Below are 26,109 nucleotides of genomic sequence, written 5' to 3'. Positions count from 1 at the left end.
GTGAGAGGGCCTACCGAAAGGGGGAGGGCTTCCTATAGTGTTGCCCAACGTTGGGCTGCACGTGCATCTGTGGTTTGCGTATGTAAGGAACACGTACGCGGGGCAGGGAGCGGCGCAGGACGGACGCGCGAACCGACATCATCCGTGAGGACCGTGATGAACACAGAGCTGGTGCCTTCGGAGCTGCACGCCGGGGCATCCTGGGGCGGCCCCTCCCGGACGCGCACGCCCGAGTCGACGCGCGGCGGGTGGTGGGACCCGTCGCTCGGTCGCTTGGGTATCGGGGAGAGCCGGTGCGCGCCTGGTGGCGCCGCCGCCTCCTTCGGCGCGGTGCCGGACTCGGTCCGGTCGGCGCGGGAGTTCGGGGCCGAGAACCTGGCCGCGTGGGGGCTCACGCGGCTGGCCGAGGACGTCCGGCTCATCATCTCCGAACTGGTCGGCAACGCCTGTCGGCACGCGGTGACCGACGAGCCCCCCGAGCGCACCCGGGTCACCCTCCAGCTGCGGCCGTTCCCCAGGGACGGTGCGGTGGTGTGCATGGTCGCCGACCCCGAGCCGCGCGGACCGGTCCGGGTCGAGGCGCACCATTTCGCCGAGTCGGGACGCGGACTCGGGCTCGTGGCCGCATTCAGTCGCGAATGGGGCTGGAATCCCGTGGACGGTCACGGAAAGATCGTTTGGGCGATTTGCGATTCTGATCCGTTCTGACGGCACGCCGATATCCACGGGAAACGGACGGCGACCGTGTTCCGGGACAGGTGTGGAGTCCGCCGGGCCGAGTAGGCTGTCAAGGCATGTCGGCATTTGACCGACGGCGGCACAGACCCCACCGACCCCCACCACGGGAGTAAGGCGTGGACGTACTGGACCCGGACCAGGAGCGCTTCCGCTGCGACGGCATGACCGTCATCCACCTCGAGGGCGAGATCGACATCGCCACGGCCGAGGGCGTCTTCGCCCGCCTGGCCTCCTCCGTGATCGAGAACTGTACGATCGTCGACCTGTCCGGGGTGGGCTTCATCGACGCCTCGGGGGTCAACGCGCTGGTCGGGGCCATGCGGATCGCCTCCGGCTCCCAGCGCCACCTGCTGGTGTCGAGCCCGCCGCGGCAGCTGAGCCGCATCCTGGACGTCCTGGACCTGCACGGGATGCTGCCCACCCACGCCGACGTCATCGCCGCTCGGGCCAGCCACACCGCCCACGTCCCGCACTGACCCCCGGAGTCCGCGCGGCAGCCGCCCGCCGACGCGAGCGGGGTGCGCCGCCGGGGGAGGACCCCCGAGCGACGCACCCCGAACCGCCCGGGTACGCGTCCCGGCCTACTCCACGGTCACGCTCTTGGCGAGGTTGCGGGGCTGGTCGACGTCGTTGCCCTTGGCCAGGGCGAGTTCGCACGCGAACACCTGCATGGGGATCGTCGCGACGATCGGCTGGAGCAGGGTCGGCACCGCCGGGATCTCGATGAGCGAGTCCGCGTACGGACGCACCGACTCGTCGCCCTCCTCGGCGATCACGATGGTGCGGGCGCCACGGGCGCGCACCTCCTGGATGTTCGACACGATCTTGTCGTGCAGCACGCTGCGCCCCTTGGGCGAGGGCACCACGACGACCACCGGCAGACCGTCCTCGATCAGCGCGATCGAGCCGTGCTTGAGCTCGCCGGCGGCGAACGCCTCGGCGTGCATGTACGCCAGCTCCTTGAGCTTGAGCGCGCCCTCCATCGCCACCGGGAAGCCCACGTGGCGGCCCAGGAACAGGACGGTGTTCTCGTCGGCCAGGGAACGGGCCAGTTCGCGGACCGGCTCCACCGAGTCCAGGACCCTCTCGATCTGCTCCGGCATGGTGGCCAGCTGCGCGATCACGGCGTTGATCTCGTCGCCGAACTTCAGCCCGCGCACCTGTGCCAGGTACAGGCCGATCAGGTAGCAGGCGGCCAGCTGGGTGAGGAAGGTCTTGGTGGCGGCCACCCCGACCTCCGGGCCGGCGTGCGTGTACAGCACGCCGTCGGACTCGCGCGGGATCGTCGAACCGTTGACGTTGCAGATCGCCAGTACGCGTGCGCGCTGCTCGCGGGCGTAGCGGACCGCCATCAGGGTGTCCATGCTCTCGCCGGACTGCGAGATGGCGATGACCAGGGTCTGCTGGTCCAGGATCGGGTCGCGGTAGCGGAACTCGCTGGCGACCTCCACCTCGCAGGGGATCCGGCACCAGTGCTCGATCGCGTACTTGGCGATCAAACCCGCGTGGTACGACGTGCCGCACGCGATGATGACGATCTTCTCGACCGACCGCAGCTCGGCGGGGGTCAGCCGCATCTCGTCCAGGGTGAGCTGGCCGTCGACCGAGACCCGGCCCAGGAGGGTGTCGGCGACAGCCTTGGGCTGCTCGACGATCTCCTTGAGCATGAAGTAGTCGAAGCCGTCCTTCTCCGCCGCCGAGGCGTCCCAGTCCACGTGGTACTCACGCACGTCCACCGGGTTGCCGTCGTAGTCGGTGACGACCACGGAGTCGGCGCGCAGCTCCACGACCTGGTCCTGGCCGAGCTCGACCGCCTCACGGGTGTGGGCGATGAACGCCGCCACGTCGCTCGCCAGGAAGTTCTCGCCCTGGCCGCGACCCACGACCAGCGGGGAGTTGCGGCGCGCCGCGACGACCAGGTCCGGGTCGTCGACGGAGACGGCGACCAGGGTGAAGGCACCCTCCAGGCGCTTGCACACCTCGCGCATGGCTCCGGGGAGGTCCCCGTCGCCGCGCCGCTCCAGCTCCTTGCTGAGCAGGTGGGAGGAGACCTCGGTGTCGGTCTCGGACAGGAACTTGCAGCCCTGCTCCTCCAGCTCCAGGCGAAGGGCGGCGAAGTTCTCGATGATGCCGTTGTGGACGACGGCCACCCGGTTGTCGTTGTCGACGTGGGGGTGGGCGTTCACGTCGTTGGGCGCGCCGTGCGTGGCCCAACGGGTGTGACCGATCCCGGCGCCCTCACCCGAGACCGGGTTCTCCTCCAGGGCCTGACGCAGGTTGGCGAGCTTGCCCGCCCGCTTCTGGGAGCGCAGGGTCCCTTCACCCAGCACAGCGACACCCGCGGAGTCATATCCGCGGTACTCCAACCTCGCGAGGCCGTTCACGACGACCTCTAGCGCCGGTTGCGGCCCGACGTAGCCAACGATTCCGCACATGGGCGCCAGCGTAAGCCAAAAGATGTCCGGAATCGACCAACCAGTGGTTCATACCACTTGTTGTTTTCCCAGGTGGCGGTATAGACCATTTGGTGCATGCTGAGTAGACCACGCAGGTGGGAGGGTGGGAGCGGTCGTCGAGTGGAACCGGTTCCCACTCCGACGAACCCACCCAAAAAACCTTGCGTGTCGGGCGTGTGAACGTGTGGTGTCCCGCACGTTCCGCCTCGGCGCCGGACAATCGGGGGACCGGCTGCCCGGAGTGGGGGAGCGCCTCGTCTAAGGTGGTCAACCGTGTCTCACGCGACGAAGAACGGCATCTCCTCGCCGTACGTGGAACTGGACCGCGCGGCCTGGGCCGCCCTCCGGGCCTCCACGCCCCTGTCCCTGACCGAGGCCGACCTCAGCGACCTGCGAGGTACCAACGACCCCACCTCCCTCGACGAGGTCCGCGACATCTACCTGCCGCTGTCGCGGCTGCTCAACCTTTACGTGGGCGCCACGCAGCAGCGGCACGCCGCCGTGCGCGCCTTCCTCGGGGAGTCCGACCGGCCGTCGCCGTTCATCATCGGCGTGGCGGGCAGCGTCGCCGTGGGCAAGTCCACCACGGCGCGACTGCTGCGCTCCCTGCTCGCCCAGTGGCCCAACCACCCGGACGTCGAGCTCGTCAGCACCGACAACTTCCTCCACCCCAACTCCGTCCTCCAGTCGCGCGGACTCATGCGCCGCAAGGGGTTCCCGGAGAGCTACGACCGGCGCGCGCTGGTCCGGTTCGTCTCGGAGATGAAGGCCGGGGCCGACCGCCTCGACATCCCCGTCTACTCCCACCTGCACTACGACGTCGTTCCCGACGAACGCCAGACCGTGCACCGTCCCGACATCCTCATCGTCGAGGGCATCAACGTGCTCCAGCCCGCGACCGCCGGACGCCTGGCCGTCGCCGACTTCTTCGACTACTCCATCTACGTGGACGCCAAGGTGGACAACGTCCGCAGCTGGTACCTGGACCGGTTCCGGGAGCTGCGGCGCACCGCCTTCTCCGATCCCCGCTCCTACTTCCACCACATGGCCACCACCATCGAGGAGAACGAGGCCCTGGAGTTCGCCGCCAACACCTGGCAGACCATCAACGAGGTCAACCTCGTGGAGAACATCCGGCCGACCCGGGGCAGGGCCACCCTCGTCCTGTTCAAGGGAGACGACCACCGCGTCAGCCGGGTGCGCCTGCGCAAGACCTGACCGGCCCGCCCCGCCACGGGGCGGGCGGTCCCGCAATCCGGCGAACGGCCCCGTGCTCCCCGCCTCATGACTACCGTGACCCTATGGCCACTCCCAACGAGTACGTCCCCACCCCCACCGAGGTCATCGCATCATGGATCCCGCATGATGCCCGCTGGGACAAGCAGGCCCGCGCCGCCGCCCGCAGAGGCGTCACCGACCTGCGCCAGTACGTGATCGGACTGGTCTCCGACTACCGCGACGGCGGCGTCGAACTCACCGACGAGTACGACCGGCGGACCATCGACGCCGTCGTCGAGGACGTGGAGCTCGGGGGCGGGCTCGGGCGTGTGCGCTGGGACACCGTCCAGGACGCGATGCTCGTCCCGGACCGCTCCGGCGTCTGGTAGTTCCCCTGGGAACCTGGTCCCGGTCCACCGGGCTCGGGTAGGCTCACAGGTTCGGCATCACCGCCCCGCCGGGGCGTGGTGCGCGCTCATGGATCGGAACGAACCGGGCCCCTCGTGGCGACCGGGGCGGGACCGCGCGCACGCGTGAGGTCGCGTCCTGTCCCGCCGAACCACGAGGTTCCCCATGACCACGAACGATCCCTCAGCCGTGTCCGCTGACCCCGAGATCATCGCCGAACGGCGGGCGCTCAGCGCCGCCCGCGCCGCACTGCGGGGCATGCGGGAGACGGTCGACGCCACCGAGATCCTCTTCGGTGACGCCGCCAAGGACAAGGTCACCGACGCCGCCCTGCGCCGCGGGCGCGAACGCCGGCTGGCAGCCCTGGCCGACATCCCGGGCGCCCCCCTGTACTTCGGGCGCATGGACTTCGAGCCGGGAACCGTCTTCCTCGACGACACCCCCTCCGAACGCCCCGACCGCGTCCACATCGGCCGCCGCCACGTCCACGACGGCCGCGGCCGCCCCGTGGTCCTGGACTGGCGCGCGCCCATCAGCGTCGCCTACTACCAGGCCTCGCCCAGCGACCGGATGGACGTGCGGATCCGCCGACGCTACGGGTTCGGTACCGTCACCGGCGAGGACGGCGAGCCCGAGTCGGTCCTCACCGCCTTCGAGGACGAGGACCTCGTGCTCGGCCCCCGGGCCCCCGAGGCCTCGCTGGGCAGCGACCTCCTCAACTCCGAGATCGAGCGCCCCCGCACCGGCCCCATGCGCGACATCGTCGCCACCATCCAACCGGAACAGGACGCGCTGGTCCGCGCCCCGCTGGAGACCACCCTCTGCGTCCAGGGCGCCCCCGGTACCGGCAAGACCGCCGTGGGCCTGCACCGCATCGCCTTCCTGCTCTACAGCGAACGCGAACGCCTCTCCCGATCCGGTGTGGCGATCATCGGGCCCAACCGTTCGTTCCTCTCCTACATCCAGGACGTGCTCCCGGCGCTGGGCGAGGTGGACGTCCACCAGACCACCGTCAACGAGCTCCTCACCCGGGACCTGCCCGCGCGCCTGCGTCCGGCCCGGGGATGGGTCCGCCGCGCGGAGACCCCCGAGGCCGCGCGCACCAAGGGCTCCGCGGTCATGGCCGAGGTGCTCCGCCGCGACCTGTGGGCGCACCTGCGGGCCCCGGAGGAGACCGTGATGGTCCGCCAGGGTTCGCGCCGCTGGCGGCTGTACCCGGAGGACCTGCGCCCCCTGCTCGACGAACTCGCCGAGCGCGGGGTGGCCTACGGGTCCGGCCGCGAACTCCTGTCCCACCGCATGGCGCACATGATCCTCTCCCTCATGGAGGCCGAGGGCCAGGTCTGCGACGACCGGACCCACACCCGGGTGCGCCGGGACCCTGCGGTGCGCGCCGCCGTCACCGCGCTGTGGCCCAAGGTGGACCCGCTCAGGATGGTGCTCGGTCTGCTCACCGATCCCGAGCGCCTGGCCCGCGCCGCCGAGGGCCTGCTCAGCGCGGAGGAACAGCGGGCCGTGCTCCTGCCGGGGCGGCCGCGCGGCCCCAAGTCGGCGCTGTGGTCGGAGGAGGACCTGGCCCTGGTGGACGAGGCCGCGGCGCTGATCGAACGGGTCCCGGGGCTGGGGCACGTGGTCGTGGACGAGGCCCAGGACCTGAGCCCCATGCAGTGCCGGGCGATCGGCCGCCGCGCCGGTGCGGGGTCGCTCACGGTGCTCGGCGACATCGCCCAGGGCACCAGCCCCTCCGCGGCCCGCAACTGGACGACGCTGCTGGAACACCTCGGCAAGCCCACCGGCCACCTGCACGCACTGAACCGGGGCTACCGCGTCCCGGCGCAGATCATCGACTTCGCCGCCCGGCTGCTGCCCTCGATCGCCCCGGGGCTGGGCGCCCCGGTCGCGGTCCGGCGTTCTCCGGGCGCGCTCCGGCTGGTCCCGGCCGCCGAGGGCATGGCCCGGGCGCTGGCCGAGTCCTGTCGCGGGGCGCTGGAGGGGGAGGGGTCAGTGGGTCTGATCGCCGCGGACCACCGTCTGCCCGAGCTGTGCGAGGCGCTGGCCGCCGAAGGGGTGAGCGCCCCGCTGTTGGGTGAGGCCGGGATGGACGGCTCCCGGCTGGTGGCGGTCCCCGCCAGCCTGGCCAAGGGGCTGGAGTTCGACACCGTGGTGGTCGCCGAACCCGCCGAGATCGTCGAGGCCGAGGAACGGGGAGTGAACCGCCTCTACGTGGTCCTGACCCGCGCGGTGAGCTCCCTGCACGTCGTCCACACCCGCCCGCTGCCCGACACGCTCGCCTGACCTGCGCCTCCGGAGCCCGGCCGTTCTTCGGAAAGGCGCGTGCAACCCCACGGGCGATTCGGCCGTCGGACCTGGTGCGGGCGGACGTACGAAGGGGGAACAGCATGAGGGGTGTCGTCCTCGACGAACTGAGGGAAGCGGTGGGAACCGGGGCTCCGCGGTTCGACCGACGGGTGCGGGGGGCCATCGCACGCCGTGACGCCGTCGCGCTCGGGGCGCTGCACGAGGAGGCCCACACCGGGTGGCGGGGCCGCGTGCCCGGGGCAGAGGAGCGCCGTTCCGCGTGAGGGCCCAAGAAGGCGGACGCGCCCCGGAACCCCGGGACCCGGACCCGCGCGGCCCCGGCCCCCGGACCCCCGAACCGAGAAGGCCCGGTCCCGGGGTTCCCCAACCCCGCAGGCCGCACCCCGACAGCAGTCGGTGCCGCGCTCCCGGATCAGCTGACGGCGTGCCTGGTGCGCGCGCGCTTCCACTGCCCGGGTACGACACCGGTGGCCAGCAGCCACAGGGCCACGGTCACCAGGTGGGCGCGTTCGGCCAGGCCGAGGGCGACCCCGGGCGAACCGTCCCCGGAGGACGCGAACACCAGCGCGGCCAGCACCAGGACCACCGCGGCGGCCACGGCCTGGGCCAGCGTGATCACCGCGAGGACCACCCAGGCGCGCTCCCCGGCCCTGCGGCGGTCCCAGGTCAGGGCAGCCGACGCCAGCAGGGCGGCCAGGGTGGCGACCACGGCCAGCACCGGTTGGACGGCCGTCGCCCCACGGACCCCCTCCACCACGGACTCCACCGTGCAGGCGGCGTCCGTGGCCACCACGCACCGGCCGGGCAGCAGGGACGCCGCCAGGGAGGCGGCACCGAACACGGCCATCGACCACCAGGAGACCGTCAGCCAGCGGCGGGGGCGCCGTGCCCCCAGGGCCAGCCCCAGGCCGGCGGCGAGGACCACCAGGATCGCGGCCGTCCGGTACGCGCTGTCGAGGAACTGCCCGAAGCCGGAGTCGGGGTCGGCGAGCGCACCCGCAGCGACGCCCGGGCCGACCGGAAGGATGATCTCGACGGCCCACAGGCTGTAGACCACGGCGGCGACCACGGCGGCCACACGGCCGTCGCGGTAGTCCCAGTGCGGTGTCGTGGTGTTCGAGTAAGGCATCGCGCCCCCAGTCTCCCCAGCTGACTCGTGTATGTCTCTCGGACGCGGCGAGGCGCCCGCACGTTCCGTCGTCGCGGGGACACGGGCCGTTCTGGGACCCTACGTCAGCCAACTCGCGGCGGCACCGTTATCCACGGGTGCGTGTTCGAGCGGCATCATCGTGGAACACCACGGGACACCGGCCGGTAGGTCCGGGAGCCGCGAGGGTATCGACGACCTACGGAAGGGCGCACGTGATGAACGGCGCAACCACGACACGATGGCTGATCGTGGGGGTGGACGGCACCGACTCCAGCAGGCACGCCCTGGAGTGGTCCGCGCACCAGGCCACGCTCCGTGGCCTGGGGGTGCGGATCGTCGCCGCGGCGAACCCCCTGGCCACCGAGGACTTCGGGGTCTGGGGCGACGAGGGGGGACGCATCGAGGAGGGACCGGGCGCGGGCGCGCGACGGCTGCTCGACCGCGCCAGCGACTGGACGTCCCGGCTGTTCCCCGAGCTCTCCGTCCAGACCCGACTCTCCTACTCCCGCCCGACGGAGGCCCTGCTCACCGAGGCGGCCGCCCCCGGAGCGGTGGCCGTGGTGGTGGGGTCGCGCGGGCTGAGCGGGATCGCCGCCGCGTTCGTGGGGTCGGTGGGCATAGAACTGGCTGCCCGCTCACCGCTGCCGGTCATCGTGCTGCCCCGGGACCACGCGTCCGCGCACGGGGTGCGCAGCCGGGTGATCGTGGGGGTGGACGGCTCCGGACCCAGCCGCCACGCCCTGGAGTTCGCCTTCTCCCAGGCGGAGTTCGCCGACACCGACCTGGTGGCGGTGAGCGCCTGGCAGCCGCTGGTCGCCTTCGCGGCGGCCACGGGACCGATCCCGCCCGAGCTCTTCGACGACGCGACCGCCGCCGAGGCCGCGCGGCACGCCCTGGAGGAGGAGCTCACCGACCTGCGCCTGCTCCGCCCGGACGTCCGCGTCCACACGCGGGTGGTGCGCGCGCACCCGGTCGTCGCGCTCCTGGAGGAGGCCACCCCGGCCGACCTCATCGTGGTGGGCTCGCGTGGGCGCGGCGGCTTCCGAGGCCTGCTGCTGGGCTCCGTGAGCCACTCGGTCCTGCATGGTGCCCGGGGCCCCGTCGCCATACTCCGCTGAGCCCGCGGATCCGGGCAGAGGTCTATTCCGCGTGAACCCACCCCTCGTCCGTTGTGTGACGAACAGCACCGTGTGTCGCTCTGGAGGGCCGTCCGGCCCGTGACACAGGGGAAACCGGCTCCGAGCAGTACCGGAGCACGGCCCGTGCGGACACGTTCCGGCACGTACCCGAACCACCCGAATCCCCTGCTGTGCAGTGGAATCGGCTTCGTCGACCCCGGGCGTATAGACCATTGGCCTAGTCCAATTGGTCAGCTTCGGCACTCGTCGTTCATGATGCGAGGGATCTCGTAAGTTCGATGAGGAGCCGTTGTGACTGCTGACGTGGGTACCGATGTGGGCGCCGCCCCGACCAAGAACGAGGAACTCGTCTCCTGGGTTCGTGAGGTCGCCGAGCTCACCCAGCCGGACGAGGTCGTCTGGTGTGACGGCTCCGAGGAGGAGTGGACGCGCCTGACCGACCAGCTGGTCGAGCAGGGCACCTTCACCCGCCTCAACTCCGAGAAGCGGCCGAACAGCTTCTACTGCAAGTCGGACCCCACGGACGTCGCCCGGGTCGAGGACCGCACCTTCATCTGCTCCGAGCGTCCCGAGGACGCCGGGCCCACCAACAACTGGATCGCCCCCGACGAGATGCGCGCCACCTTCGGCGAGGTCTTCCGGGGCTCCATGCGCGGTCGCACCATGTACGTCGTGCCCTTCTGCATGGGCCCGCTGGGCGGCGACATCTCCCAGCTCGGCGTCGAGATCACCGACTCCGCCTACGTCGTCGTCTCCATGCGCATCATGGCCCGCATGGGCGACGCCGCCCTGCGCCTGATCGAGGAGCGCGGCGAGTTCGTCAAGGCCGTCCACTCCGTGGGCGCTCCCCTGGAGCCCGGCCAGGAGGACGTCGCCTGGCCCTGCAACTCCACCAAGTACATCTCGCACTTCCCCGAGACCCGCGAGATCTGGTCCTACGGCTCCGGCTACGGCGGCAACGCCCTGCTCGGCAAGAAGTGCTACGCGCTGCGCATCGCCTCGGTGATGGCCCGCGACGAGGGCTGGCTGGCCGAGCACATGCTCATCCTCAAGGTGACCTCGCCCGCCGGGAAGTCCCACTACGTCGCCGCCGCCTTCCCGAGCGCCTGCGGCAAGACCAACCTCGCCATGCTCCAGCCGACCATCCCCGGCTGGAAGGTCGAGACCGTCGGTGACGACATCGCCTGGATGCGCTTCGGCGCCGACGGCCAGCTGCGCGCCATCAACCCCGAGGCGGGCTTCTTCGGCGTCGCTCCCGGCACCGGCGCCAAGACCAACGCCAACGCGGTGGAGACCCTCTGGGGCAACAGCATCTTCACCAACGTCGCGCTCACCGAGGACGGCGACGTGTGGTGGGAGGGCCTGACCGAGGAGGCCCCGGCCAACCTCACCGACTGGAAGGGCCGTCCGTGGACGCCCGAGTCCGGTGAGCCCGCCGCCCACCCGAACTCCCGCTTCACCACTCCGGCCGGGCAGGCCCCGACCATCGCCGACGAGTGGGAGGACCCCGCGGGAGTCCCGATCTCCGCGATCCTCTTCGGCGGCCGCCGCGCCACCGCCGTGCCGCTGGTGTCGGAGTCCTTCAGCTGGCAGCACGGCGTGTACCTGGGTGCCAACGTCTCCTCCGAGAAGACCGCCGCCCAGGAGGGCTCCGTCGGCGAGCTGCGCCGCGACCCGTTCGCGATGCTGCCGTTCTGCGGCTACAACATGGGCGACTACTTCGCGCACTGGATCAGGATCGGCAAGCAGGCCGACGCGTCCAAGCTGCCGAAGATCTTCTACGTCAACTGGTTCAAGAAGAACGCCGACGGCAAGATCGTGTGGCCGGGCTTCGGTGAGAACAGCCGCGTCATCAAGTGGATCGTGGACCGCCTGGAGGGTGGGGCCGCCGCCGTCGAGACCCCGATCGGCTACCTGCCGACCGCCGACGGCATCGACACCGAGGGCCTGGACGTCTCCGCCGAGGACATGGAGTTCGTCCTCGACGTCGACACCGACGTCTGGAAAAAGGAGGCCGCCCTGGTCCCCGAGTTCTTCGGGACCTTCGGGGACGACCTGCCCGGCGAGCTCTGGGACGAGTACCACGCGCTGCTGAGCCGCCTGGAGAAGTAGGGCCTCCCCGACTGTCCGTCCACACGTACGGACGGTCGACTCCCGAGAGGGTGCGGGCACCACACGGTGCCCGCACCCTCTCGTCTTTGCTGTGTCCGGGCAGGTCATGACATGGGGGGACAGGTCCCGGTGGGTGCGGGCACGTCGCGGTGACGCTTTGCGCTTTCCACGCGAATGGTGCGGTGCCGCGTGCTAAGGATGGTCCGTCCTTAGCCGAGAATCGGGGAGCCTCCTTGGTCACGTTGTTCGTCGTCCTCGCCGTCCTGGTCGCCATGGTCGGCGGCGCAGCGCTCGCCGCCTGGCGCTACCGGATCAACGGCGCCTTCGCCGACGGTGCCCTGGGGGTCGTCATCGCCCCCTGCGTGCTGTCCCTGTACCTGGTGTCGGCGGCGATGGCCGTGGTCATCGGCTGGGAGGACTTCAAGTCGGCCGAGGACGACATGATCGCCGAGGCCGGGGCGGCCCAGGCCCTGTACTGGAGCAGCACCGCGTTCCCCGGCGAGGAGGGCGAGGCCGTGCGCGGCCACCTGCGCGCCTACATGGCGACGGTGGTGGAGGACGACTGGCCGCTGATGGAGTCGCGGGGAGAGCTGAGCCCCGGTGGCGACGACGACCTCGCCCTGTTGGCGGGGTCGGTGCGGGGCCTGTCCGTGTCCGACACCGGCGACGGGCTGGACCGGCTGACAGCGCGCCAGGAGGTCACCAAGCTCAGCGACGCCCGTAGCCAGCGCGCCGACGCGGCGGGGGACCAGATCCCCCTGGCCCTGCTGGTCGTCTCGGCGCTGTCGGCCGTCGCCATCGCGGTGCTGCCCTACGCGATGATCAAGAAGGGTGCCAGGACGGCCTACTTCTGGGCCGGGGTGAACCTGGTGTTCGTGTTCGGCACCATCGTGCTGCTGCTGTTCATGGGGAACCCGTACAACGGAGTGCTGGCCAACGACGCTGGCGCCATGGAGGACGCGGTGGCGGCGTTCGACCGCGCCGACCTCACGGTGGACCGCCCGTAGGCGGTCCCGGACCGTCCCGCCGGAACCCGGCGGGACGGGACCGCGTCAGTCGGCGGTGCTCGCCACCACGGCACGGCCCCCGACGACCGAGGCACCGGCCGCGACGATCGCGACGACGACCATCGTGCGCAGCGGGGTGAACGCCGAGGAGGACGTGGACGGAGCGGGCGGGCCCGCGTCCACCAGGAGCGCTTGGGCGGGCGGCGAGGGTTCGGCGGGCGGTTCGGGAACCGGGGTCGGGGACGCGGGCGGGGCGGGGGTCGAAACGGACGTCGATGGCTCCGGGGAGGCCTCCGGTTCGGGGCGGACCAACTCGGGGCGGACCGGTTCGGGTTCGGCGGGGACCACCCGTACCTCCCGCTCGTGCGGCGCGGGTTCCTCCTGGGGCGGCGGTTCCGCCGGTGGTGGTGCCGGGGGCCGCGGCTCGGGCGGTACCGGCGGAGGCGGAGGCTGGGGGCACGACGGAGCCTGACCCGTGTGGACGACCACGCGGACACCGTTGGCGCACACCAGGACATGGGACCCGGGCCGGACGTCGACGTGGGCGCCCGGGGTGTCCACCTGGGTTCCGTTCGGTCCCACGTCCACCTGGGAGGTGCCGTCGCCGACACGCACCCCCGACGGCCCGACCCGCACGGAGGGGTCGGCCGGTTCCGCGAGGGCCGGAGCGGGCCCGCAGGTGAGCACGAGCGCGCCCGCCGCGAGGGCGAGGAGCGCCCAGGCCCGCCGGTGGGCGCCGAGGGCCCTTCTCCGGGCGTGCCGGTGCCGGGGAGGTGACGGGGGTGGGGGCGGCGGCGAGAGGTTCCGTGACCGCCCGTGGTGTGGTCTGTTCACACCGTGATGCTACGGGGCGGGGCGGTTCCCCAGGGTGGATTCGGGGCGCACGCCACGCTAGCGGCAGCTGATGTACTTGTTGACGAAGGTCTTGTTCTGCTCGTCGACCTTCATGCGGCCCTGGACGTTGCCAATGGGGGAGAGGTTGGCGGTGAAGCTGCGGGTCTGGCCCGCGTTGATGTTCAGGGTGGGGCCGTTGCGGGTGAGGCTGCCCAGTTGCGCGACGGAGAACCTGATGGTCAGCCTTGAGCCGGTGGTCTTCTTGTAGGTGACCGTCGCGCTGTTGCAGCCGGTGGTGCGCGTGGTCAGTGTGCCGTGCGTGATGGGGAGCGACTCGGTGGTGCGGGCACCGACGCGGTCAGGGTCCTCGACCGCCGGAGCGTACTCGGGGTTCTCCTCCAGGAAGGCGTCCAGGCTCTCCACGTCCTCACCGACCTCGAAGACCCCCTCGTCGGTGATGATGATTTCCTGGCTCTCCGTGCGGACCTGACCCATCTCGGCGCTGGCGGTGCCGGGAACGAGCAGGACGGTGGCCGTGACCAGGGCGGACAGCGCGGTGAGACGGGACGTGTGCTTCTGGCGGGGGGAAGCGTGGGGCACTTTGTCCTCCGGTGGTGGGTTCGCGCGGGGGTGCTGTGAACCTACCAACCGCCGACTCGACGGCCCAAGGGCCTTTCGGTCCCGGGACCATCCGTACCCCTACGTGGGAGGGGATGGCCGGGGCCCGGTGGCGAGGTCGTCACCGGGCCCCGTTCTCTCGTCGGGTCAGCTCGGGATGCTGAGGTTGTGGGGGAGGGTCCGGCCCAGGGCTTCCAGGGTGGTCAGTCCCAGGAGGAGGGTGGAGCTGATGGCGGTGGCGGGCCACCCCCACCACCGGCGCGGCGCCCGGTGACGGCCCCGGGGAAGCACGGGTTCCGGCTCGACCCGGGAAACGGCCTGTTGGGCTTCCCGGGCCTCCCGCGCCGCGCGTTCGCGCTGTTGGCGGGCGACGTGCACCCAGTGCGGCACCGGACCGTGTTCGAGCATGTGGGCCACCCGGGGGTTGCCCTGCATCTGGCGGAGCAGTCGTTCCTGACGGGCTTGGAGCGATTCCGGCTCCTGGGGCGCCGCTGACGGAACCGGGACGCCCCAGGAGGGGGCGGACCTCGACCTCCGCTGCGGGCGTGCGGCGGGCCGGGGGAAGCGGTGGCCTCGGGGTGCGGCCAGGACCGACCGCACTTCCGTGCTGACCTGAGCGCTGCCGGTCACCGGGCACCACCACGGGCGGAGCCCGTCCCGAGCGTGATGGTTCCACCGGTGGTCAGGGTGGGGAGGGTGAACTCGGCCCAGATGACGGTGCCGAGCCCGGCGCAGAACGGGAAGTCCAGTACTGGGCGGAACCCCCACCGAGTGGCCAGATCACCGAGCATGAGCAGGCCCCGGCCACGTTCGGCCTGGTCCCACTCCCTCCTGGTGCGCCTGCTCGGAACCCTGGGGGCGCTGTTGGTGGTGGCGTCGGTGCGGGTGCCGTCGTCGATGATCGAGATCCGGACGGTTCCCGGACGAGGCAGGTCCAGGGTGCGGACGACTCGTCCGTCGGGGTCTTCTCCGGAGCGGGAGTGGTCGCAGGCGTTGGCGAACATCTCGCTCACGCACAAGGCCATCTCCTCCCGCACCTCGATCGTAGGGCCGGTCATCCGGCCGAGGTCGGTGTTCAGGTCCGCGCGGACCCGGCTGGTCTGCGACAACTGCCCCGGGTAGACGCGGTACTCCCACCGCCGTCCGGCGGGTGGGGTGATCGAGTAGTCGAGGGCATGCGTGTGCGGCACAATGGCCATGTCGGCAATCGCTTTCTCTTGAACGGGTGGTTGTTGTCGGCCTGCTCTGGGGGTGTTGGTGCACCCGCCAGAGCTTTTTCGTGGAAGGGCTTCGGGGTCTCTCAGGCTGCGGGCGGAGGTTCCGGATCGCTGCGGTGAACACCGAGGTGGCGGTGGGCGAGCAGCCGTAGGAGTTCGGTGCGGTTGGGTGCGGTGATGCGTTCGTAGGGGTCGCCGTCCCCGGTCCAGCCCAGGGGGCGGCGGGCCACGTAGACCTCGTTTGGGGGCTGGCCTTCGACGGTCATGTTCCAGTGCTTGTGCAGCAGGGTGCAGAGCACGTGTTCGGGGACCGGCAGCGACTCTGTCTGGGGGTTGTGCTGCTTCGGGACCGTGCCCGCCACCGGCCTGTTGCCGGGTACCCGTGTGGGTGCGGGGTGGTCGTGGATGGCCTGGTCGATCAGCTGCATCGCTTGTTGCGCGTCGCTCTCTTCTCGGGCGATCCGCAGGGCCTCCAGGACCAGGGGGAGGCGGTTGCGCAGGGTGTGGTTGTGCCACACGTCCACCTGCGCGGGAGTGAGATGAGTAGGGGCAGTCAGGGCGTCTTCGGCCACGGCCAGCAGGTCCCGGGTATCGACGTCCAACATCAGCGCTCTCCCTCGATCTGGTTCCAGGGGTTGTTGGTCAGGTTGTAGGAGAGGTGGGACCAGACCTGCCGCAGCTTCGGGTTGCCGTTGTCGCCCCACCGGTCCGCCAACGCGTTGACCAGACCCATGCCCAGTCCCTTGCGCTTACGGAACGGGGTGCCCACCGTGCGGGAGAAGTAGTGGGCGTGGAACGGCTTGATGAAGCTGGCCAGCGGGACCGTCGCCTCGCGGTCGGTCAGTTCGGGAGAGAACACGCTCACGAGGTCACCGCCAAACGCCGCAACCCGGCCAGGACGGTCCCCAGGACCTGCATGGGCATGGCGTCGATCGGCCTCCTGGGCGAGGGGATCAACGGACCACGAGAACGAGACGTGGTGCGGCGGGGGTTCGTGGCGAAGGCCCGCACCCGCGCGGCCTGCCTGGGACGACGGCGGTGGAACGCCACGGACGCGAGATGGCACACACATGCCAGCGCGGACAGATTCAGGGAACGGGGCGCCACGGCGCACACCTCCGGTACGGAGAGTGCCGGGATGGGGACCCCGGCGGAGTTGGGTACGCAACCATATTGACTCTGTCAGACTGACGCGTCAATAGGACCTCGTCAGACTGACCGTAATGCCCGTTTCTGGGTAGGAGCTTTATGATCCAGATGTCACCACCCGATCCAGCAAAGGCAGACGTGGCACAGAAAGACCGACCCAGTATTGAGCGGAGACGGTTCGCAGCGGAGCTGCGAAGGATGCGTGAAGCCGTCAGCATGACCGTGGAAGAGGCTCGCCTTGCACTGGCGTGGTCGTCCGGGCGCCTCAACCACATGGAGGGTGGGCGGCACAGCATCCCCGATGTATCGGCGCTCAGTGCCCTCATGGATCTCTACAAGGTGACGGATCCAGCTAGACGTGAAGCCTTGCTGGCACTTCGTCGTGAAGCGAGAACACGACCGTGGTGGCATGATTTCGAGGACGTACTGGACGATGGCTACGTGGGGTTCGAAGCTCAAGCACGCCGTATCTCAGCGTTCCATCCGATCGTGGTGCACGGTCTACTCCAAACACCGGCTTACGCAGCTGCTTCTGCACGCGCATCCCTAGCGCGCACTGAGGCTGAGATTGAACGCATCGTTGCTGCCCGCATTGAACGCCAGAAGCTGCTCAAGAGCCCTGGCGCCCCGGAGTTTCGATGTGTTCTCGACGAGGCCGTTCTTCTTCGGTTGGCAGTCAACTCTGAACTCGCACGTGACCAGTTGCAGCACTTGGTGGACATCGCGGAAGCCATCAACACCGTGGCGCTGCAAGTCCTCCCTATCGGGGCAGGGTTGCACGGTTGCATGCACGGCTCAACCGTCATTCTCGATTACGAGGACGAGCGGGATCCCAGCCTGGTCTACCTCGAAACGCGAGGGCGAGGCACCTACTTGGACGCTCCTGCGCAGGTATCTGACTACCGCCTCGCGCTGGATGACGTCGCCTCAGATGCTCTGTCCAAGATGGCAACGATCGAGCTCATCAAGAGCTTGATGAACGATTAAAAGAGGTACACCATGTATTCATCCCAGGCGTTTCACAAGAGTAGTTACAGCGCTAACGAGGCTGCCTGTGTTGAGGTCGCAGAGGGGCGGAGTGTGTTGGTTCGCGATACCCAGAACCGAGAGGCTGGGGCTCTGCGGTTTCCGCCCACCGAGTGGCAGGCCCTGATTGGCTCTACTCAAGACGAAGCATAGGCAAGCAAGCAGAAGCCCCCACCGGCAAGAGTGGGGGCTTCTGTGTATTCATCCCGCGAGCACTCTACTTCCCGAAGTGAGATCGGCTGTCCGCAGCTGGACAGGGATTTGGGACGTTGCCTCTGAACACGAGGTGTAGAAGCGGGCAGGACTGTGTATGAGTCAGTCAGTGCCCCCACCCGCAGCGGAGGTTCCCACGATGCACCCCCACACCACCGAACTCACATTCCGCAAGTCGAGCTACAGCAACCCGTCAAACTGCGTCGAGGTAGCCGACACCCCTGGCATGTCTGCTGTCCGCGACACCCAGAACCGGGAGCTCGGCGCGTTGGCCTTCCCCTCCACCGAGTGGACAGCGCTTCTTCGCGTCACTCAGTAGATCGAACGCAGAAGGCCCTGACCGCAGGGTCGAGACCTTACCCGATGCCTCACCAGAGGCACACCCGTTTCCCCGCATCCCCGGCCCCTAGAGCAGGAAGCAGGCTCCACTGTCCGCAGGTGGGCAGGGTCTCGGGGGTTTCCTGAACACGGGGCGTGGAAGCGGGCAGGACTGTGTATGAGTCAGTCAGTACCCCCATCTCCCGCGGAGGTCCCCAAGATGTACACCCACACCGACGAACTCACCTTCCACAAGTCCAGTTACAGCAACCGCAACAACTGCGTCGAGGTCGCCCGCTACCGCAAGTCCTCCTACAGCGGCTCCACCACCCAGAACTGTGTGGAGGTTGCCGATCTGCCTGGTGAGCACCTGGTTCGCGACACCCAGAATCGCGATCTCGGCGCTCTGGGGTTCGCCGGGGCAGAGTGGGCCGCTGCCCTCGGCGTTATCCGTGCCGACCAGGTGTAGCCCCCTGTCACCTCTAGGCCCTGACTGATCGCAGTCGGAGCCTGTCCGTTCGTCTAGCTGCCGGGAACTGGGTTCGCACCACCTTGTCGCTCCACGGGTCATGGGCTCCGCCGTCCGCAGTTGGACAGGATCGGAGCTTCCACCGGTACCTGACCAGACGGCTCGCCAATCCGCTGTGGGACGCCAAACAGCTCGTGCTCTTCCGTAACATCCCGGTGTCGGGTTCCCGGATGCTGGCCGAGGCACTGGCCAGTGTTCGAGAGTCGTTCAGCAAACACAACCTCGCTCGCGGGTACGCGGCCCTGGCCCCTGGAAGGGTATGACCCTCGATGCCACTGATGGAGATTGAGCGCAAACGTAAGTTGGAGAATCGCGAGCTCCTGGAACAGCGGCTGGAACAGTCGGGGTTCGTCGCGATGAAGCCGACGGTGGAGGTCGATACCTACTACAGCAGGCCCGACGTCGACTTTCTGGTCACGGTCGAGTGCCTGCGGGTCCGTGAACGTGACGGCGGGTGCGAGGTCACCTACAAGCCCGCCTCCGATTCCACCACCCACAGCACCACGGGTGTCATCGCCAAGCAGGAGACGAACGTGGCGCTGGCGGACACTGCCCAGGTCGCACACGCCCATGCTCTGCTGGAGGCGTTGGGCATGGTCCGGCTGGCCCGGGTGGAGAAGTCGCGCACCTGCTACCGCGACTCGGGGCAACCGGAGCTCTCGGTGGTGGTGGACACGGTCGCGGGCCTGGGATCGTTCGTCGAGACCGAGATCGTCTCCGAAGGCTCTCGCCAGGAAGCCGTGCGGCAACTCGAAGAAATCGAACAGCTCCTGGAGCTGGGTCCCCACCCGGTGGTGACCTCGCCATACCGGGACCTGCTGTTGAGCGCCCAAGCGAACGAGGACGCGGTGCGCACCTCTGTGTCCTGATCCGTCATTGATGGCGTGGCCGGGTGGGGAGATGGGCTGGGCCATCCGCAGGAAGCCCAGAGGCATGACCACGATCTCACTCGTCTCATGCCGGGGCGCCGGACTAGGGAGAGTGCAGGCGGAGCACCGCGTGCTCGGCCCACTCCGGTGGCCGGGTGAACCGCGAGACCACCATCATCGTGAGGAAGGCCAACGGGATGGTCCAGGCCGCCGGTTGCGCCAGCAGCACGCTCACCCAGCCCTCGGGCGTGCTGAACAGGATCGACCAGCCGACCGCGCCGGTCGCGGTGACCCCGCCGACGATCAGCCCCGCGGCCGCCCCGGGCAGGGTGAGCCGCCGCCACCAGATGCCCAGCACCAGCAGGGGGCAGAAGGTGGACGCCGCCACCGTGAACGCCCACACGACCAGCACGTTGATGTCGATCATCTGGGCGGGCAGGGCCAGGAGCACGGCCACGCACGCGCCGACCGCCACCGCCAGCCGCAGTCGGGGCACGCTCCCCTGGAACAGGTCGTGGGACAACCCTCCAGCCAAAGCCAGCAGGAGGCCCGAGGACGTGGACAGGAACGCGCCGAAGGCCCCCGCCGCTACCAGGGCGGTCAGAACCGTGCCCACCGAACCGGGGACCGCCTCGGCGGGCAGCACCACCGCCACGGTGTCGGTGCCCTGGAGCATCACCAGCTGTGGTGTGAGCACCCGGCCCAGCAGGCCGTAGACCGTGGGGAACAGGTAGAACAACCCCAGCAGGGCGATCACACCGACCGCGACCCGGCGGGCGATCCGCGCGGTCGGACTCGTGTGGAACCGCATGATCACGTGCGGCAGGCCCATACAGCCGAGCGTGATGGCGAGCAGGGTCGACCAGGTCTCGAACAGCGGGTACCCGCCCACATCCAGCAGCGGAGTGCTCCACCGCTCACTGCCCAGCTCCGGCAGGCCCGCGGGGTGCGGGATGGTGGCGCCCTCCGGGAACACGTACTCCGTGCCCTCGGACACCGAGTGCCCTCCGGCGGCCAGCTCCAGTTCCTCGCCGTCGGGGGTGGTCACGGTGACCGCGTCGTCCAGGCTGAAGTCCGTGGCCACGGTGAACTCCACCGGCGTGGTCCGGGGGAAGTGCGTGCCCCACTCCGGGTGCAGCGCGTCCGCGCGGGTGTCCGCGCCCGCGTGCACCACGAGGAAGATCGCGGGGACGGCGAGGAAGGCCAGCTTGACGACGTAGTGGAAGGCCTGCACGTAGGTGGCCGAGCGCATCCCGCCCGCAGCGATCGACCCGCTCACCACCAGGCCCGCCAGCAGCACTCCCACCCAGTAGGGGGTCCCGCTGACCAGGCTCAACACCACCCCGGCGCCCTTGAACTGCGGCACCAGGTACAGCAGCATGATCACCAGCACCACGCACCCGCAGAGCTTGCGCAGCCGGGGTGCGCCCAGCCGGTACTCCGCGAAGTCCGGCACGGTGAAGGCTCCGGACCGCCGCATCGGCCCGGCCACCAGCGCCACGACGGCGACGTAGCCCGCGGTGAACCCCACCGCGTACCACATGGTGCCCAGCCCGTTCTTGAGTAGGAGCCCGGCCAGACCCAGCACCGAGGCGGCTGAAAGGTACTCACCGGCGATGGCGAGGGCGTTCCAGTTCGGCGACACGCGCCGGGATGCCACCAGGAAATCCGAGGTGGAGCGGGCCGCCCGCACCCCGTACAGGCCGATCACCAGGCTGGTGACCAGGACCAGGCCGATCGCCAGCACGGCCGTGGTCATGGTGTTCCGTCGGGATCGGCGCCGTCCGCCTCGGCCCGTTCCGACGCTCGGGCCTCGGCCCGGTCCTCCAGGCGTTCGGCCGCGCGCACGTGCCACAGGGCCAGACCGAACAGCAGCGGGTAGACCGCCACCGTCAGCAGCAGCCAGGAGACCGGGACCTCGGCCAGCCGCGTCCGCCCCAGTTCGGGGAAGGCGGCGAAGGCCCCGCTCAGACCGAAGAGCACCCCCGCCAGCAGCAGGACCGTGCGCACCGCCGTGCGCCGCTGGGCCCGGAAGAGCCGCCGCCCCGCCTCGGTGTCCACCGGGGCGGGCACCGGGATGAGGTGGTGCGCGGGTCGGTTGCCCCTGGCCAGCGCGATGCGGGTCTGCGGGCTGGTGAGCTTTTCGCGGCGAGGGCTCATCCGCGCCCCCGTCCGGCGTTCACTGCTGCTCCTTGACCGCTCCGGGCGGGCGGGCCGAACGGCCCAGCTGGTCGCGCTTGGCCGCCTCCATGAGCTGGCTCCGCAGGTGGCGGCTGTGGCGTCGGCTCACCGGCACGTCACCGGCGGGGGTCCCGGCCACCAGACCGGACGAGGAGGTCACCCGCAGGTCCCGCACCCAGGGGATGGCGATCAGGAACCCCCGGTGCACCCGGATGAACCCGGCCGAGGCCCACACCTCCTCCAGGTACGACAGCGACAGGCGGATCAGGTGCGTGCCGTCGGCCGTGTGCAGCCGCACGTAGTCGCCCTGCGCCTCCACGAACTGCACGTCGTCGCGCTTGACGAAGACGGTCCGGCGCCCGGAGTCGATCTGCACCACGTGCAGGTCCTCCGCGGGGGGCGCGGTGCCGCCGGACCCGCGCAGCTNCCCCCCCCCCCCGCCTCGCCCAGCCGCTCCGGCCGGATCGGCTTGAGCAGGTAGTCCACGGCCCCGATCCCGAAGGCCTCCACGGCGTGCGCCTCGGAGGCCGTCACGAACACGATGGACGGCGGCTCCGACATCACGCTCAGCACGCGTGCCACGTCCATGCCGTCCAGCCCGGGCATGAGGATGTCGAGGAAGGCCGCGTCGATGCTGGTCGTACCGAGCAGGCGGACGGCGGTGGCGCCGTTCGACGCGACCAGGACCTCCGAGACCTCGGGCATGTCCGCCAGAAGGGAGGCCATCTCCTGCCGGGTGGAGGACTCGTCCTCCACCACCAGCACACGGAGTTCGGGCTTCACCGGACCACCACCCCGGGTGCGAATCTCGGTACGCGCACGGTCACCTTCGTCCCTTCTCCCAGCGCGGTCTCGATCACCAGACCGTACTCGGGCCCGTAGACCGCCCGCAGCCTCTGGTCGACGTTGGCGAGACCGACGCCCCGGGACTCGGGGCCGGTGCCCGCCAGCAGCGCCCGGGCCAGCTCCGGGTACATGCCCACACCGTCGTCCTCGATCTCGATGACGCACAGCGGCCCCTCGCCGAACCCGGACACGCTGATGTGCCCGGTGCCCTCCTTGCGTTCCAGCCCGTGCCGGATCGCGTTCTCCACGATCGGCTGTACGACCAGGAAGGGGATGGCCACGGGGAGCACCTCGGGAGCCATCCGCACGGTGATGTCGAGACGGTCGTGGAACCGGGCCCGCTGGAGTTCGAGGTAGGTCTGGGTGGCTTCCAGTTCGTCGGACACCGTGGCGTAGTCGCCCTTCTCCGAGAACCCGTACCGGAGGTAGTCGGCGAAGTCCGAGAGCAGGTGGCGGGCCCGGTCCGGGTCCGTGCGCACCAGCGCGGCGATCACGGCGAGCGCGTTGTGGACGAAGTGCGGGGAGATCTGCGCGCGCAGGGTCCGCAGGTCGGCGGCGGCGATCCGGGCGCGGGCCCTGCGCAGGGCGGCGTGGTCCAGGCAGTCCGAGACCAGCGCGGCCGCCGCCTCCACGTCCGCCTCCACAGGGTGGCCCGAGGCCACCAGCGCGCCGGAGAGCTCGTCGGCGACGGTCAGGGGCACCGCGCACACCGAGGAGCCGTCGGGCAGACGGGTGCGGGCACCGCCCCCGTACTCGAAGACCTGGGACAGCAGGGCTTCGACCTCGGCGGGGTCCGGGCACCTCCCATGGGAGGCGACCGTTCCGTCGAGGTCGGCTAGCAGCACCCCGTCCACCGCCAGGACCTGGCGCAGGCGGCGGGCGGCGGAGTGCGCGCCGCGCCCGTGCAGGCCGTCCCGGAGGTCGACCCCCAGGGCGTGGACCTGGCGCATCAACTCGACGCTCGCCCGGCGTTCCGAGGACGTGGGGCGCCGGGAGGGGGAAAGCCACGACAGCCACCGATAGGACACGGACCGATCTTATCCCCGCAAAATGTGTCGGCGCTCACGTGCTGACGTCGCCTTTCCTCTTCGTGTCGGGGCGCGCACCGTCGGTGCGGACGGTGAACGGGGACGGGCCCGTCGCCCGGGGAGGCGACGGGCCCGTCAGCGGGGGACCGTTCGGCTAGGGAGTGTTCTTTTGGATGCTTTCGCCGGTGGCGGCGGAGCCGCCATCGATACGAGCGGCCGTCCAGGCAATCTCTCGCAAGACGATGAGCGAAGCTGCCCCTACTGTGCGCTGCTACGCAAGCTCCGCAGCCTCGCACAGCGGGGGCCCGCCCGGGGTTGGCTGTCCGAGCTTCATCGGCACAGCGAGAGGCAGCCTGGTGGACGCGAGCGCGGAATGATCCAAAAGAGCACGACCTAGTGGCTGCTGGCCTTCTCCGCACCCGCGCCGGTCAGGGCACGGACCTGGAGCATCGCGAACTTCTCGTAGTCGCGCTCCTTGGACATCAGGGTGCCGACCACGGCGCAGAGCAGACCCAGCGGCACAGAGACCAGCGCCGGGTTGGGCATCGGGAACCACGCGAAGTCGGCGCCCGGGATGAGCGCGGTCTCCGAACCCGAGACCACCGGCGAGAAGAACACCAGGCCGACCGCGCTGATCAGACCACCGTAGATACCCGCGAGGGCACCGGCGGTGTTGAAGCGCTTCCAGAACAGGCTGAGCAGGAGGGTCGGCAGGTTCGCGGAGGCCGCGATCGCGAACGCCAGCGAGACCAGGAAGGCCACGTTGAGGTTCTGCGCGAACACCGCGAGGACGATGGCCACGAGGCCGACGAACCAGGTGACGACCCGGGCGACCTTCACCTCCTCGGCTCCGGTCGCCTTGCCCTTGCGGATCACGGAGTTGTAGAAGTCGTGGGCCAGGGACGAGGACGAGGCGATGGTCAGACCGGCGACCGTGGTGAGGATGGTCGCGAAGGCCACCGAGGCGATGACCGCCAGCATGATCGACGCGAAGATCGGACCGCCGATGTTGGCGCCGACCGCCTCCGCGAGCATCGGGGCCGCGGTGTTGCCCGCCGGGTTCTGGTCCTGGATGGTCTCGTAGCCGACCAGCGCGGCGGCGCCGAAGCCCAGCACCAGGGTCATCAGGTAGAAGACGCCGATGAGGCCGATGCCCCAGTTGACGGACTTACGGGCCGTGGTGGAGTCCGGAACCGTGTAGAAGCGGATCAGGACGTGCGGCAGACCGGCGGTACCCAGCACCAGGGCCATACCGAGGCTGATCAGGTCCAGCTTGTTCCACATGGTCTGGACGGCGCTGTCGACCTCCTGGCCGTACAGCAGGCCGGGCTGGAGGAAGGTCTCGTCTCCGACCTGGCTCGAGTTGGCCGCCTGGGTCATCAGCTCGGGCAGGCTGAACCCGTAGATGGACAGGGTCAGCACCACCAGGAAGGCGACGCTGATCATGAGGAACGCGGCCTGGACGATCTGGACCCAGGTGGTGCCCTTCATGCCGCCGAAGGTCACGTAGATGACCATGAGCAGGCCGACCACCACGATGCCCATGATCTTGGCGACGTCACCGGACATGCCGAGATAGGTCTGGTCGCCCTGGATGCCGAGCAGCAGGGCGATGAGTGCGCCCGCGCCGACCATCTGCGCGATCAGGTAGAAGATCGACACGGTCAGGGTGGACACGGCCGCCGCCGTGCGGACGGGGCGCTGCTGCATCCGGTAGGACAGCACGTCGCCCATGGTGAAGCGGCCGGAGTTGCGCAGCATCTCGGCGACCAGCAGGAGCGCGATCAGCCAGGCGACGAGGAACCCGATGGAGTAGAGGAAGCCGTCGTAGCCGGACAGCGCGATCATGCCCGCGATGCCGAGGAAGGACGCGGCCGACATGTAGTCGCCCGCGATGGCGAAGCCGTTCTGGGTGGCGGTGAAGCCGCGGCCGCCGGAGTGGAAGTCGGTGGCCGTGTGTGTGCGCTTGTTGGCCCAGGCGGTGATGGCGAGGGTGCCCGCGATGGTGAGCAGGAACAGGACCATGGTGATGGTCCGGCTGGCGCCGGTGACGGCGCCCTCCTGTGCGAGGAGGAGTCCGGTCGAGAGGATCACTTGCCGTCCTCCTCCTTCTTGTCGTTGACACCCATGAGCTCGTCACGCAGTTCGTAGGAGAGCGGGTCGAACTTCTTGCGGGCGTACCAGGAGTAGAGGATCGCGATCCCGAAGGTCGAGACGAACTGGAGCAGCCCCAGGAGCAGCGCGACGTTGAAACCGGCGGCGACCTCGATCGCCATGATGTCGCGCGCGAACCCGGACATCGCGACGTAGACGGCGTACCAGATCAGGAACAGCACGGTCATCGGGAAGACGAAGACGTACAGGGTGCGCCTGAGGTGGAGGAACCGGGGGTCGCTGTGCATCGCGACGATGGTCTCTGACGGGATCGGCTCCGCTCCGTGAGCCTCGTCCGGGTTCGGCCCGGGCGTCGGGTCCTTGGCCGATGGTTGGCTTGCCATGCTGTTCGTAACCTCCGGGGGGATGGCGGGGAAGGTGCCGCGTCTGGCCGCGTTCCCGCTGTCGCGCGGGTTCGCCTCGAATGACCAGGTCGTGTGACGTGCGTTACCCCGCACTGTAAGGAGGGACACGTGGCCTGAGCAGGGGGCGTGCCGGGGCGCGCGCCGAACGCGGACGAGGAGCGTCGAGCGGTCGCCCACCGTGCGACGAACGGTCCGCTGGTGCGACGAACGGTCGA

At 69.9% G+C, this 26,109-nt stretch carries 27 protein-coding genes and 1 pseudogene; 14 read left to right on the top strand and 14 right to left on the bottom strand.

Translation table 11 applies throughout. From position 1 onward, the window contains the following. Positions 1-156 precede the first annotated feature (156 nt). Both D452_RS0109920 and D452_RS0109915 read left to right on the top strand, forming a co-directional pair. Positions 157-708: an ATP-binding protein gene (locus D452_RS0109920; RefSeq protein WP_026129150.1), complete on the top strand. Its 552-nt coding sequence runs from the start codon at positions 157-159 to the stop codon at positions 706-708. A gap of 146 nt (positions 709-854) precedes the next feature. Continuing rightward, on the top strand, positions 855-1,214 hold the full coding sequence (locus D452_RS0109915; protein ID WP_017543994.1) for an STAS domain-containing protein: 360 nt from the start codon (positions 855-857) through the stop codon (positions 1,212-1,214). A 105-nt stretch (positions 1,215-1,319) separates the two neighbouring features. On the opposite strand, the gene glmS is transcribed toward D452_RS0109915, so the two are convergent. Beyond that, positions 1,320-3,173, bottom strand: a complete 1,854-nt coding sequence (gene glmS / locus D452_RS0109910; RefSeq protein WP_083927483.1) for a glutamine--fructose-6-phosphate transaminase (isomerizing) — start codon at positions 3,171-3,173, stop codon at positions 1,320-1,322. 333 nt (positions 3,174-3,506) lie between these two features. On the opposite strand from glmS, the gene coaA reads away from it, so the two are divergent. The 4 genes from coaA to D452_RS0109890 all read left to right on the top strand — a co-directional run bounded on the left by coaA (position 3,507) and on the right by D452_RS0109890 (position 7,402). After that, positions 3,507-4,412, top strand: coding sequence for a type I pantothenate kinase (gene coaA, locus D452_RS0109905; RefSeq protein WP_026129148.1), 906 nt, complete (start codon positions 3,507-3,509; stop codon positions 4,410-4,412). An 83-nt stretch (positions 4,413-4,495) separates the two neighbouring features. Beyond that, positions 4,496-4,801 (top strand): hypothetical protein, encoded by a 306-nt coding sequence (locus D452_RS0109900; protein ID WP_017543991.1) that lies wholly within the window; start codon positions 4,496-4,498, stop codon positions 4,799-4,801. 184 nt (positions 4,802-4,985) lie between these two features. Next, positions 4,986-7,115: a HelD family protein gene (locus tag D452_RS0109895; protein ID WP_017543990.1), complete on the top strand. Its 2,130-nt coding sequence runs from the start codon at positions 4,986-4,988 to the stop codon at positions 7,113-7,115. A gap of 104 nt (positions 7,116-7,219) precedes the next feature. Continuing rightward, positions 7,220-7,402: a hypothetical protein gene (locus D452_RS0109890; RefSeq protein WP_017543989.1), complete on the top strand. Its 183-nt coding sequence runs from the start codon at positions 7,220-7,222 to the stop codon at positions 7,400-7,402. 149 nt (positions 7,403-7,551) lie between these two features. On the opposite strand, the gene D452_RS0109885 is transcribed toward D452_RS0109890, so the two are convergent. Then, positions 7,552-8,268, bottom strand: a complete 717-nt coding sequence (locus D452_RS0109885; RefSeq protein ID WP_017543988.1) for a hypothetical protein — start codon at positions 8,266-8,268, stop codon at positions 7,552-7,554. Between the two features lie 236 nt (positions 8,269-8,504). Here D452_RS0109885 and D452_RS0109880 point away from each other — a divergent pair, with 236 nt between their 5' ends. From D452_RS0109880 to D452_RS0109870, 3 genes are all read left to right on the top strand, one after another. Continuing rightward, positions 8,505-9,407, top strand: a complete 903-nt coding sequence (locus tag D452_RS0109880; protein WP_017543987.1) for a universal stress protein — start codon at positions 8,505-8,507, stop codon at positions 9,405-9,407. Between the two features lie 324 nt (positions 9,408-9,731). Then, positions 9,732-11,540, top strand: coding sequence for a phosphoenolpyruvate carboxykinase (GTP) (locus tag D452_RS0109875; RefSeq protein ID WP_026129147.1), 1,809 nt, complete (start codon positions 9,732-9,734; stop codon positions 11,538-11,540). A gap of 233 nt (positions 11,541-11,773) precedes the next feature. Continuing rightward, the gene (locus D452_RS0109870) at positions 11,774-12,547 is read left to right on the top strand and encodes a bestrophin-like domain (protein WP_017543985.1); all 774 of its coding nucleotides are present in this window, start codon (positions 11,774-11,776) and stop codon (positions 12,545-12,547) included. 45 nt (positions 12,548-12,592) lie between these two features. Here D452_RS0109870 and D452_RS31005 read toward each other — a convergent pair whose 3' ends face one another. The 6 genes from D452_RS31005 to D452_RS0109835 all read right to left on the bottom strand — a co-directional run bounded on the left by D452_RS31005 (position 12,593) and on the right by D452_RS0109835 (position 16,081). Next, entirely contained in the window at positions 12,593-13,381 is a 789-nt protein-coding gene (locus D452_RS31005) for a hypothetical protein (protein ID WP_160167874.1), read from the bottom strand. 57 nt (positions 13,382-13,438) lie between these two features. Then, positions 13,439-13,981, bottom strand: a complete 543-nt coding sequence (locus tag D452_RS0109855) for a hypothetical protein (RefSeq protein WP_017543982.1) — start codon at positions 13,979-13,981, stop codon at positions 13,439-13,441. Positions 13,982-14,146: 165 nt separating this feature from the next. Next, complete coding sequence (locus tag D452_RS31335; protein WP_239646360.1) at positions 14,147-14,629, bottom strand: hypothetical protein; 483 nt, start codon at positions 14,627-14,629, stop codon at positions 14,147-14,149. Beyond that, on the bottom strand, positions 14,626-15,198 hold the full coding sequence (locus D452_RS0109845; protein WP_017543980.1) for an ATP-binding protein: 573 nt from the start codon (positions 15,196-15,198) through the stop codon (positions 14,626-14,628). Before D452_RS0109845 ends, D452_RS31335 begins: the two co-directional genes overlap by 4 nt. Before the next feature lie 101 nt (positions 15,199-15,299). Continuing rightward, positions 15,300-15,821, bottom strand: a complete 522-nt coding sequence (locus D452_RS0109840) for a hypothetical protein (protein ID WP_017543979.1) — start codon at positions 15,819-15,821, stop codon at positions 15,300-15,302. Further along, positions 15,821-16,081, bottom strand: coding sequence for a hypothetical protein (locus tag D452_RS0109835; RefSeq protein WP_017543978.1), 261 nt, complete (start codon positions 16,079-16,081; stop codon positions 15,821-15,823). Before D452_RS0109835 ends, D452_RS0109840 begins: the two co-directional genes overlap by 1 nt. Before the next feature lie 422 nt (positions 16,082-16,503). Between D452_RS0109835 and D452_RS0109825 the strand changes: the two genes are divergently transcribed. The 5 genes from D452_RS0109825 (at position 16,504) to cyaB (ending at position 19,320) form a co-directional block, all read left to right on the top strand. Further along, positions 16,504-17,352, top strand: coding sequence for a helix-turn-helix domain-containing protein (locus tag D452_RS0109825; RefSeq protein ID WP_394297086.1), 849 nt, complete (start codon positions 16,504-16,506; stop codon positions 17,350-17,352). Positions 17,353-17,364: 12 nt separating this feature from the next. Continuing rightward, positions 17,365-17,544: a DUF397 domain-containing protein gene (locus D452_RS29525; protein ID WP_083927481.1), complete on the top strand. Its 180-nt coding sequence runs from the start codon at positions 17,365-17,367 to the stop codon at positions 17,542-17,544. Between the two features lie 199 nt (positions 17,545-17,743). After that, on the top strand, positions 17,744-17,923 hold the full coding sequence (locus tag D452_RS0109820; RefSeq protein ID WP_017543975.1) for a DUF397 domain-containing protein: 180 nt from the start codon (positions 17,744-17,746) through the stop codon (positions 17,921-17,923). Positions 17,924-18,142: 219 nt separating this feature from the next. After that, a complete protein-coding gene (locus tag D452_RS0109815; protein WP_017543974.1) occupies positions 18,143-18,391 on the top strand; it encodes a DUF397 domain-containing protein in 249 nt (82 codons plus the stop codon). 329 nt (positions 18,392-18,720) lie between these two features. Continuing rightward, entirely contained in the window at positions 18,721-19,320 is a 600-nt protein-coding gene (cyaB, locus tag D452_RS0109810) for a class IV adenylate cyclase (protein ID WP_026129145.1), read from the top strand. A 103-nt stretch (positions 19,321-19,423) separates the two neighbouring features. Here cyaB and D452_RS0109805 read toward each other — a convergent pair whose 3' ends face one another. The 6 genes and pseudogenes from D452_RS0109805 to D452_RS0109780 form a co-directional block, all read right to left on the bottom strand. Further along, positions 19,424-21,079 carry a sodium/solute symporter gene (locus tag D452_RS0109805; RefSeq protein WP_017543972.1) on the bottom strand — a complete coding sequence of 552 codons (1,656 nt, stop codon included), beginning with the start codon at positions 21,077-21,079 and terminating at the stop codon, positions 19,424-19,426. Further along, entirely contained in the window at positions 21,076-21,480 is a 405-nt protein-coding gene (locus D452_RS0109800; RefSeq protein WP_017543971.1) for a hypothetical protein, read from the bottom strand. The genes D452_RS0109805 and D452_RS0109800 overlap by 4 nt, the downstream gene beginning before the upstream one ends. 19 nt (positions 21,481-21,499) lie before the next feature. Further along, a pseudogene (locus D452_RS28035) lies at positions 21,500-22,284 on the bottom strand (LytR/AlgR family response regulator transcription factor). Further along, complete coding sequence (locus D452_RS0109790; RefSeq protein WP_017543970.1) at positions 22,281-23,297, bottom strand: sensor histidine kinase; 1,017 nt, start codon at positions 23,295-23,297, stop codon at positions 22,281-22,283. The pseudogene D452_RS28035 and the gene D452_RS0109790 overlap by 4 nt, the downstream one beginning before the upstream one ends. A 471-nt stretch (positions 23,298-23,768) precedes the next feature. Further along, a complete protein-coding gene (locus tag D452_RS0109785) occupies positions 23,769-25,469 on the bottom strand; it encodes a solute symporter family protein (protein ID WP_017543969.1) in 1,701 nt (566 codons plus the stop codon). After that, a complete protein-coding gene (locus D452_RS0109780; protein ID WP_026129144.1) occupies positions 25,466-25,873 on the bottom strand; it encodes a DUF485 domain-containing protein in 408 nt (135 codons plus the stop codon). Before D452_RS0109780 ends, D452_RS0109785 begins: the two co-directional genes overlap by 4 nt. Positions 25,874-26,109: the final 236 nt, after the last annotated feature.

This window comes from Nocardiopsis prasina DSM 43845 (assembly GCF_000341265.1).
Lineage (GTDB): Bacteria > Actinomycetota > Actinomycetes > Streptosporangiales > Streptosporangiaceae > Nocardiopsis > Nocardiopsis prasina.
This window is presented reverse-complemented; position numbering and strand designations above follow the sequence as displayed.

Excerpts from the sequence above, each read along its gene's own strand:
- D452_RS0109920 (WP_026129150.1), top strand. The coding sequence starts at position 157 with ATGAACACAGAGCTGGTGCCTTCGGAGCTGCACGCCGGGGCATCCTGG.
- glmS (WP_083927483.1), bottom strand. The coding sequence starts at position 3,173 with ATGTGCGGAATCGTTGGCTACGTCGGGCCGCAACCGGCGCTAGAGGTC.
- D452_RS0109900 (WP_017543991.1), top strand. The coding sequence starts at position 4,496 with ATGGCCACTCCCAACGAGTACGTCCCCACCCCCACCGAGGTCATCGCA.
- D452_RS0109895 (WP_017543990.1), top strand. The coding sequence starts at position 4,986 with ATGACCACGAACGATCCCTCAGCCGTGTCCGCTGACCCCGAGATCATC.
- D452_RS0109890 (WP_017543989.1), top strand. The coding sequence starts at position 7,220 with ATGAGGGGTGTCGTCCTCGACGAACTGAGGGAAGCGGTGGGAACCGGG.
- D452_RS0109885 (WP_017543988.1), bottom strand. The coding sequence starts at position 8,268 with ATGCCTTACTCGAACACCACGACACCGCACTGGGACTACCGCGACGGC.
- D452_RS0109880 (WP_017543987.1), top strand. The coding sequence starts at position 8,505 with ATGAACGGCGCAACCACGACACGATGGCTGATCGTGGGGGTGGACGGC.
- D452_RS0109845 (WP_017543980.1), bottom strand. The coding sequence starts at position 15,198 with ATGGCCATTGTGCCGCACACGCATGCCCTCGACTACTCGATCACCCCA.
- D452_RS0109840 (WP_017543979.1), bottom strand. The coding sequence starts at position 15,821 with ATGTTGGACGTCGATACCCGGGACCTGCTGGCCGTGGCCGAAGACGCC.
- D452_RS29525 (WP_083927481.1), top strand. The coding sequence starts at position 17,365 with ATGTATTCATCCCAGGCGTTTCACAAGAGTAGTTACAGCGCTAACGAG.
- D452_RS0109820 (WP_017543975.1), top strand. The coding sequence starts at position 17,744 with ATGCACCCCCACACCACCGAACTCACATTCCGCAAGTCGAGCTACAGC.
- D452_RS0109815 (WP_017543974.1), top strand. The coding sequence starts at position 18,143 with ATGTACACCCACACCGACGAACTCACCTTCCACAAGTCCAGTTACAGC.
- cyaB (WP_026129145.1), top strand. The coding sequence starts at position 18,721 with ATGCCACTGATGGAGATTGAGCGCAAACGTAAGTTGGAGAATCGCGAG.
- D452_RS0109805 (WP_017543972.1), bottom strand. The coding sequence starts at position 21,079 with ATGACCACGGCCGTGCTGGCGATCGGCCTGGTCCTGGTCACCAGCCTG.
- D452_RS0109800 (WP_017543971.1), bottom strand. The coding sequence starts at position 21,480 with ATGAGCCCTCGCCGCGAAAAGCTCACCAGCCCGCAGACCCGCATCGCG.
- D452_RS0109790 (WP_017543970.1), bottom strand. The coding sequence starts at position 23,297 with ATGCGCCAGGTCCACGCCCTGGGGGTCGACCTCCGGGACGGCCTGCAC.
- D452_RS0109780 (WP_026129144.1), bottom strand. The coding sequence starts at position 25,873 with ATGGCAAGCCAACCATCGGCCAAGGACCCGACGCCCGGGCCGAACCCG.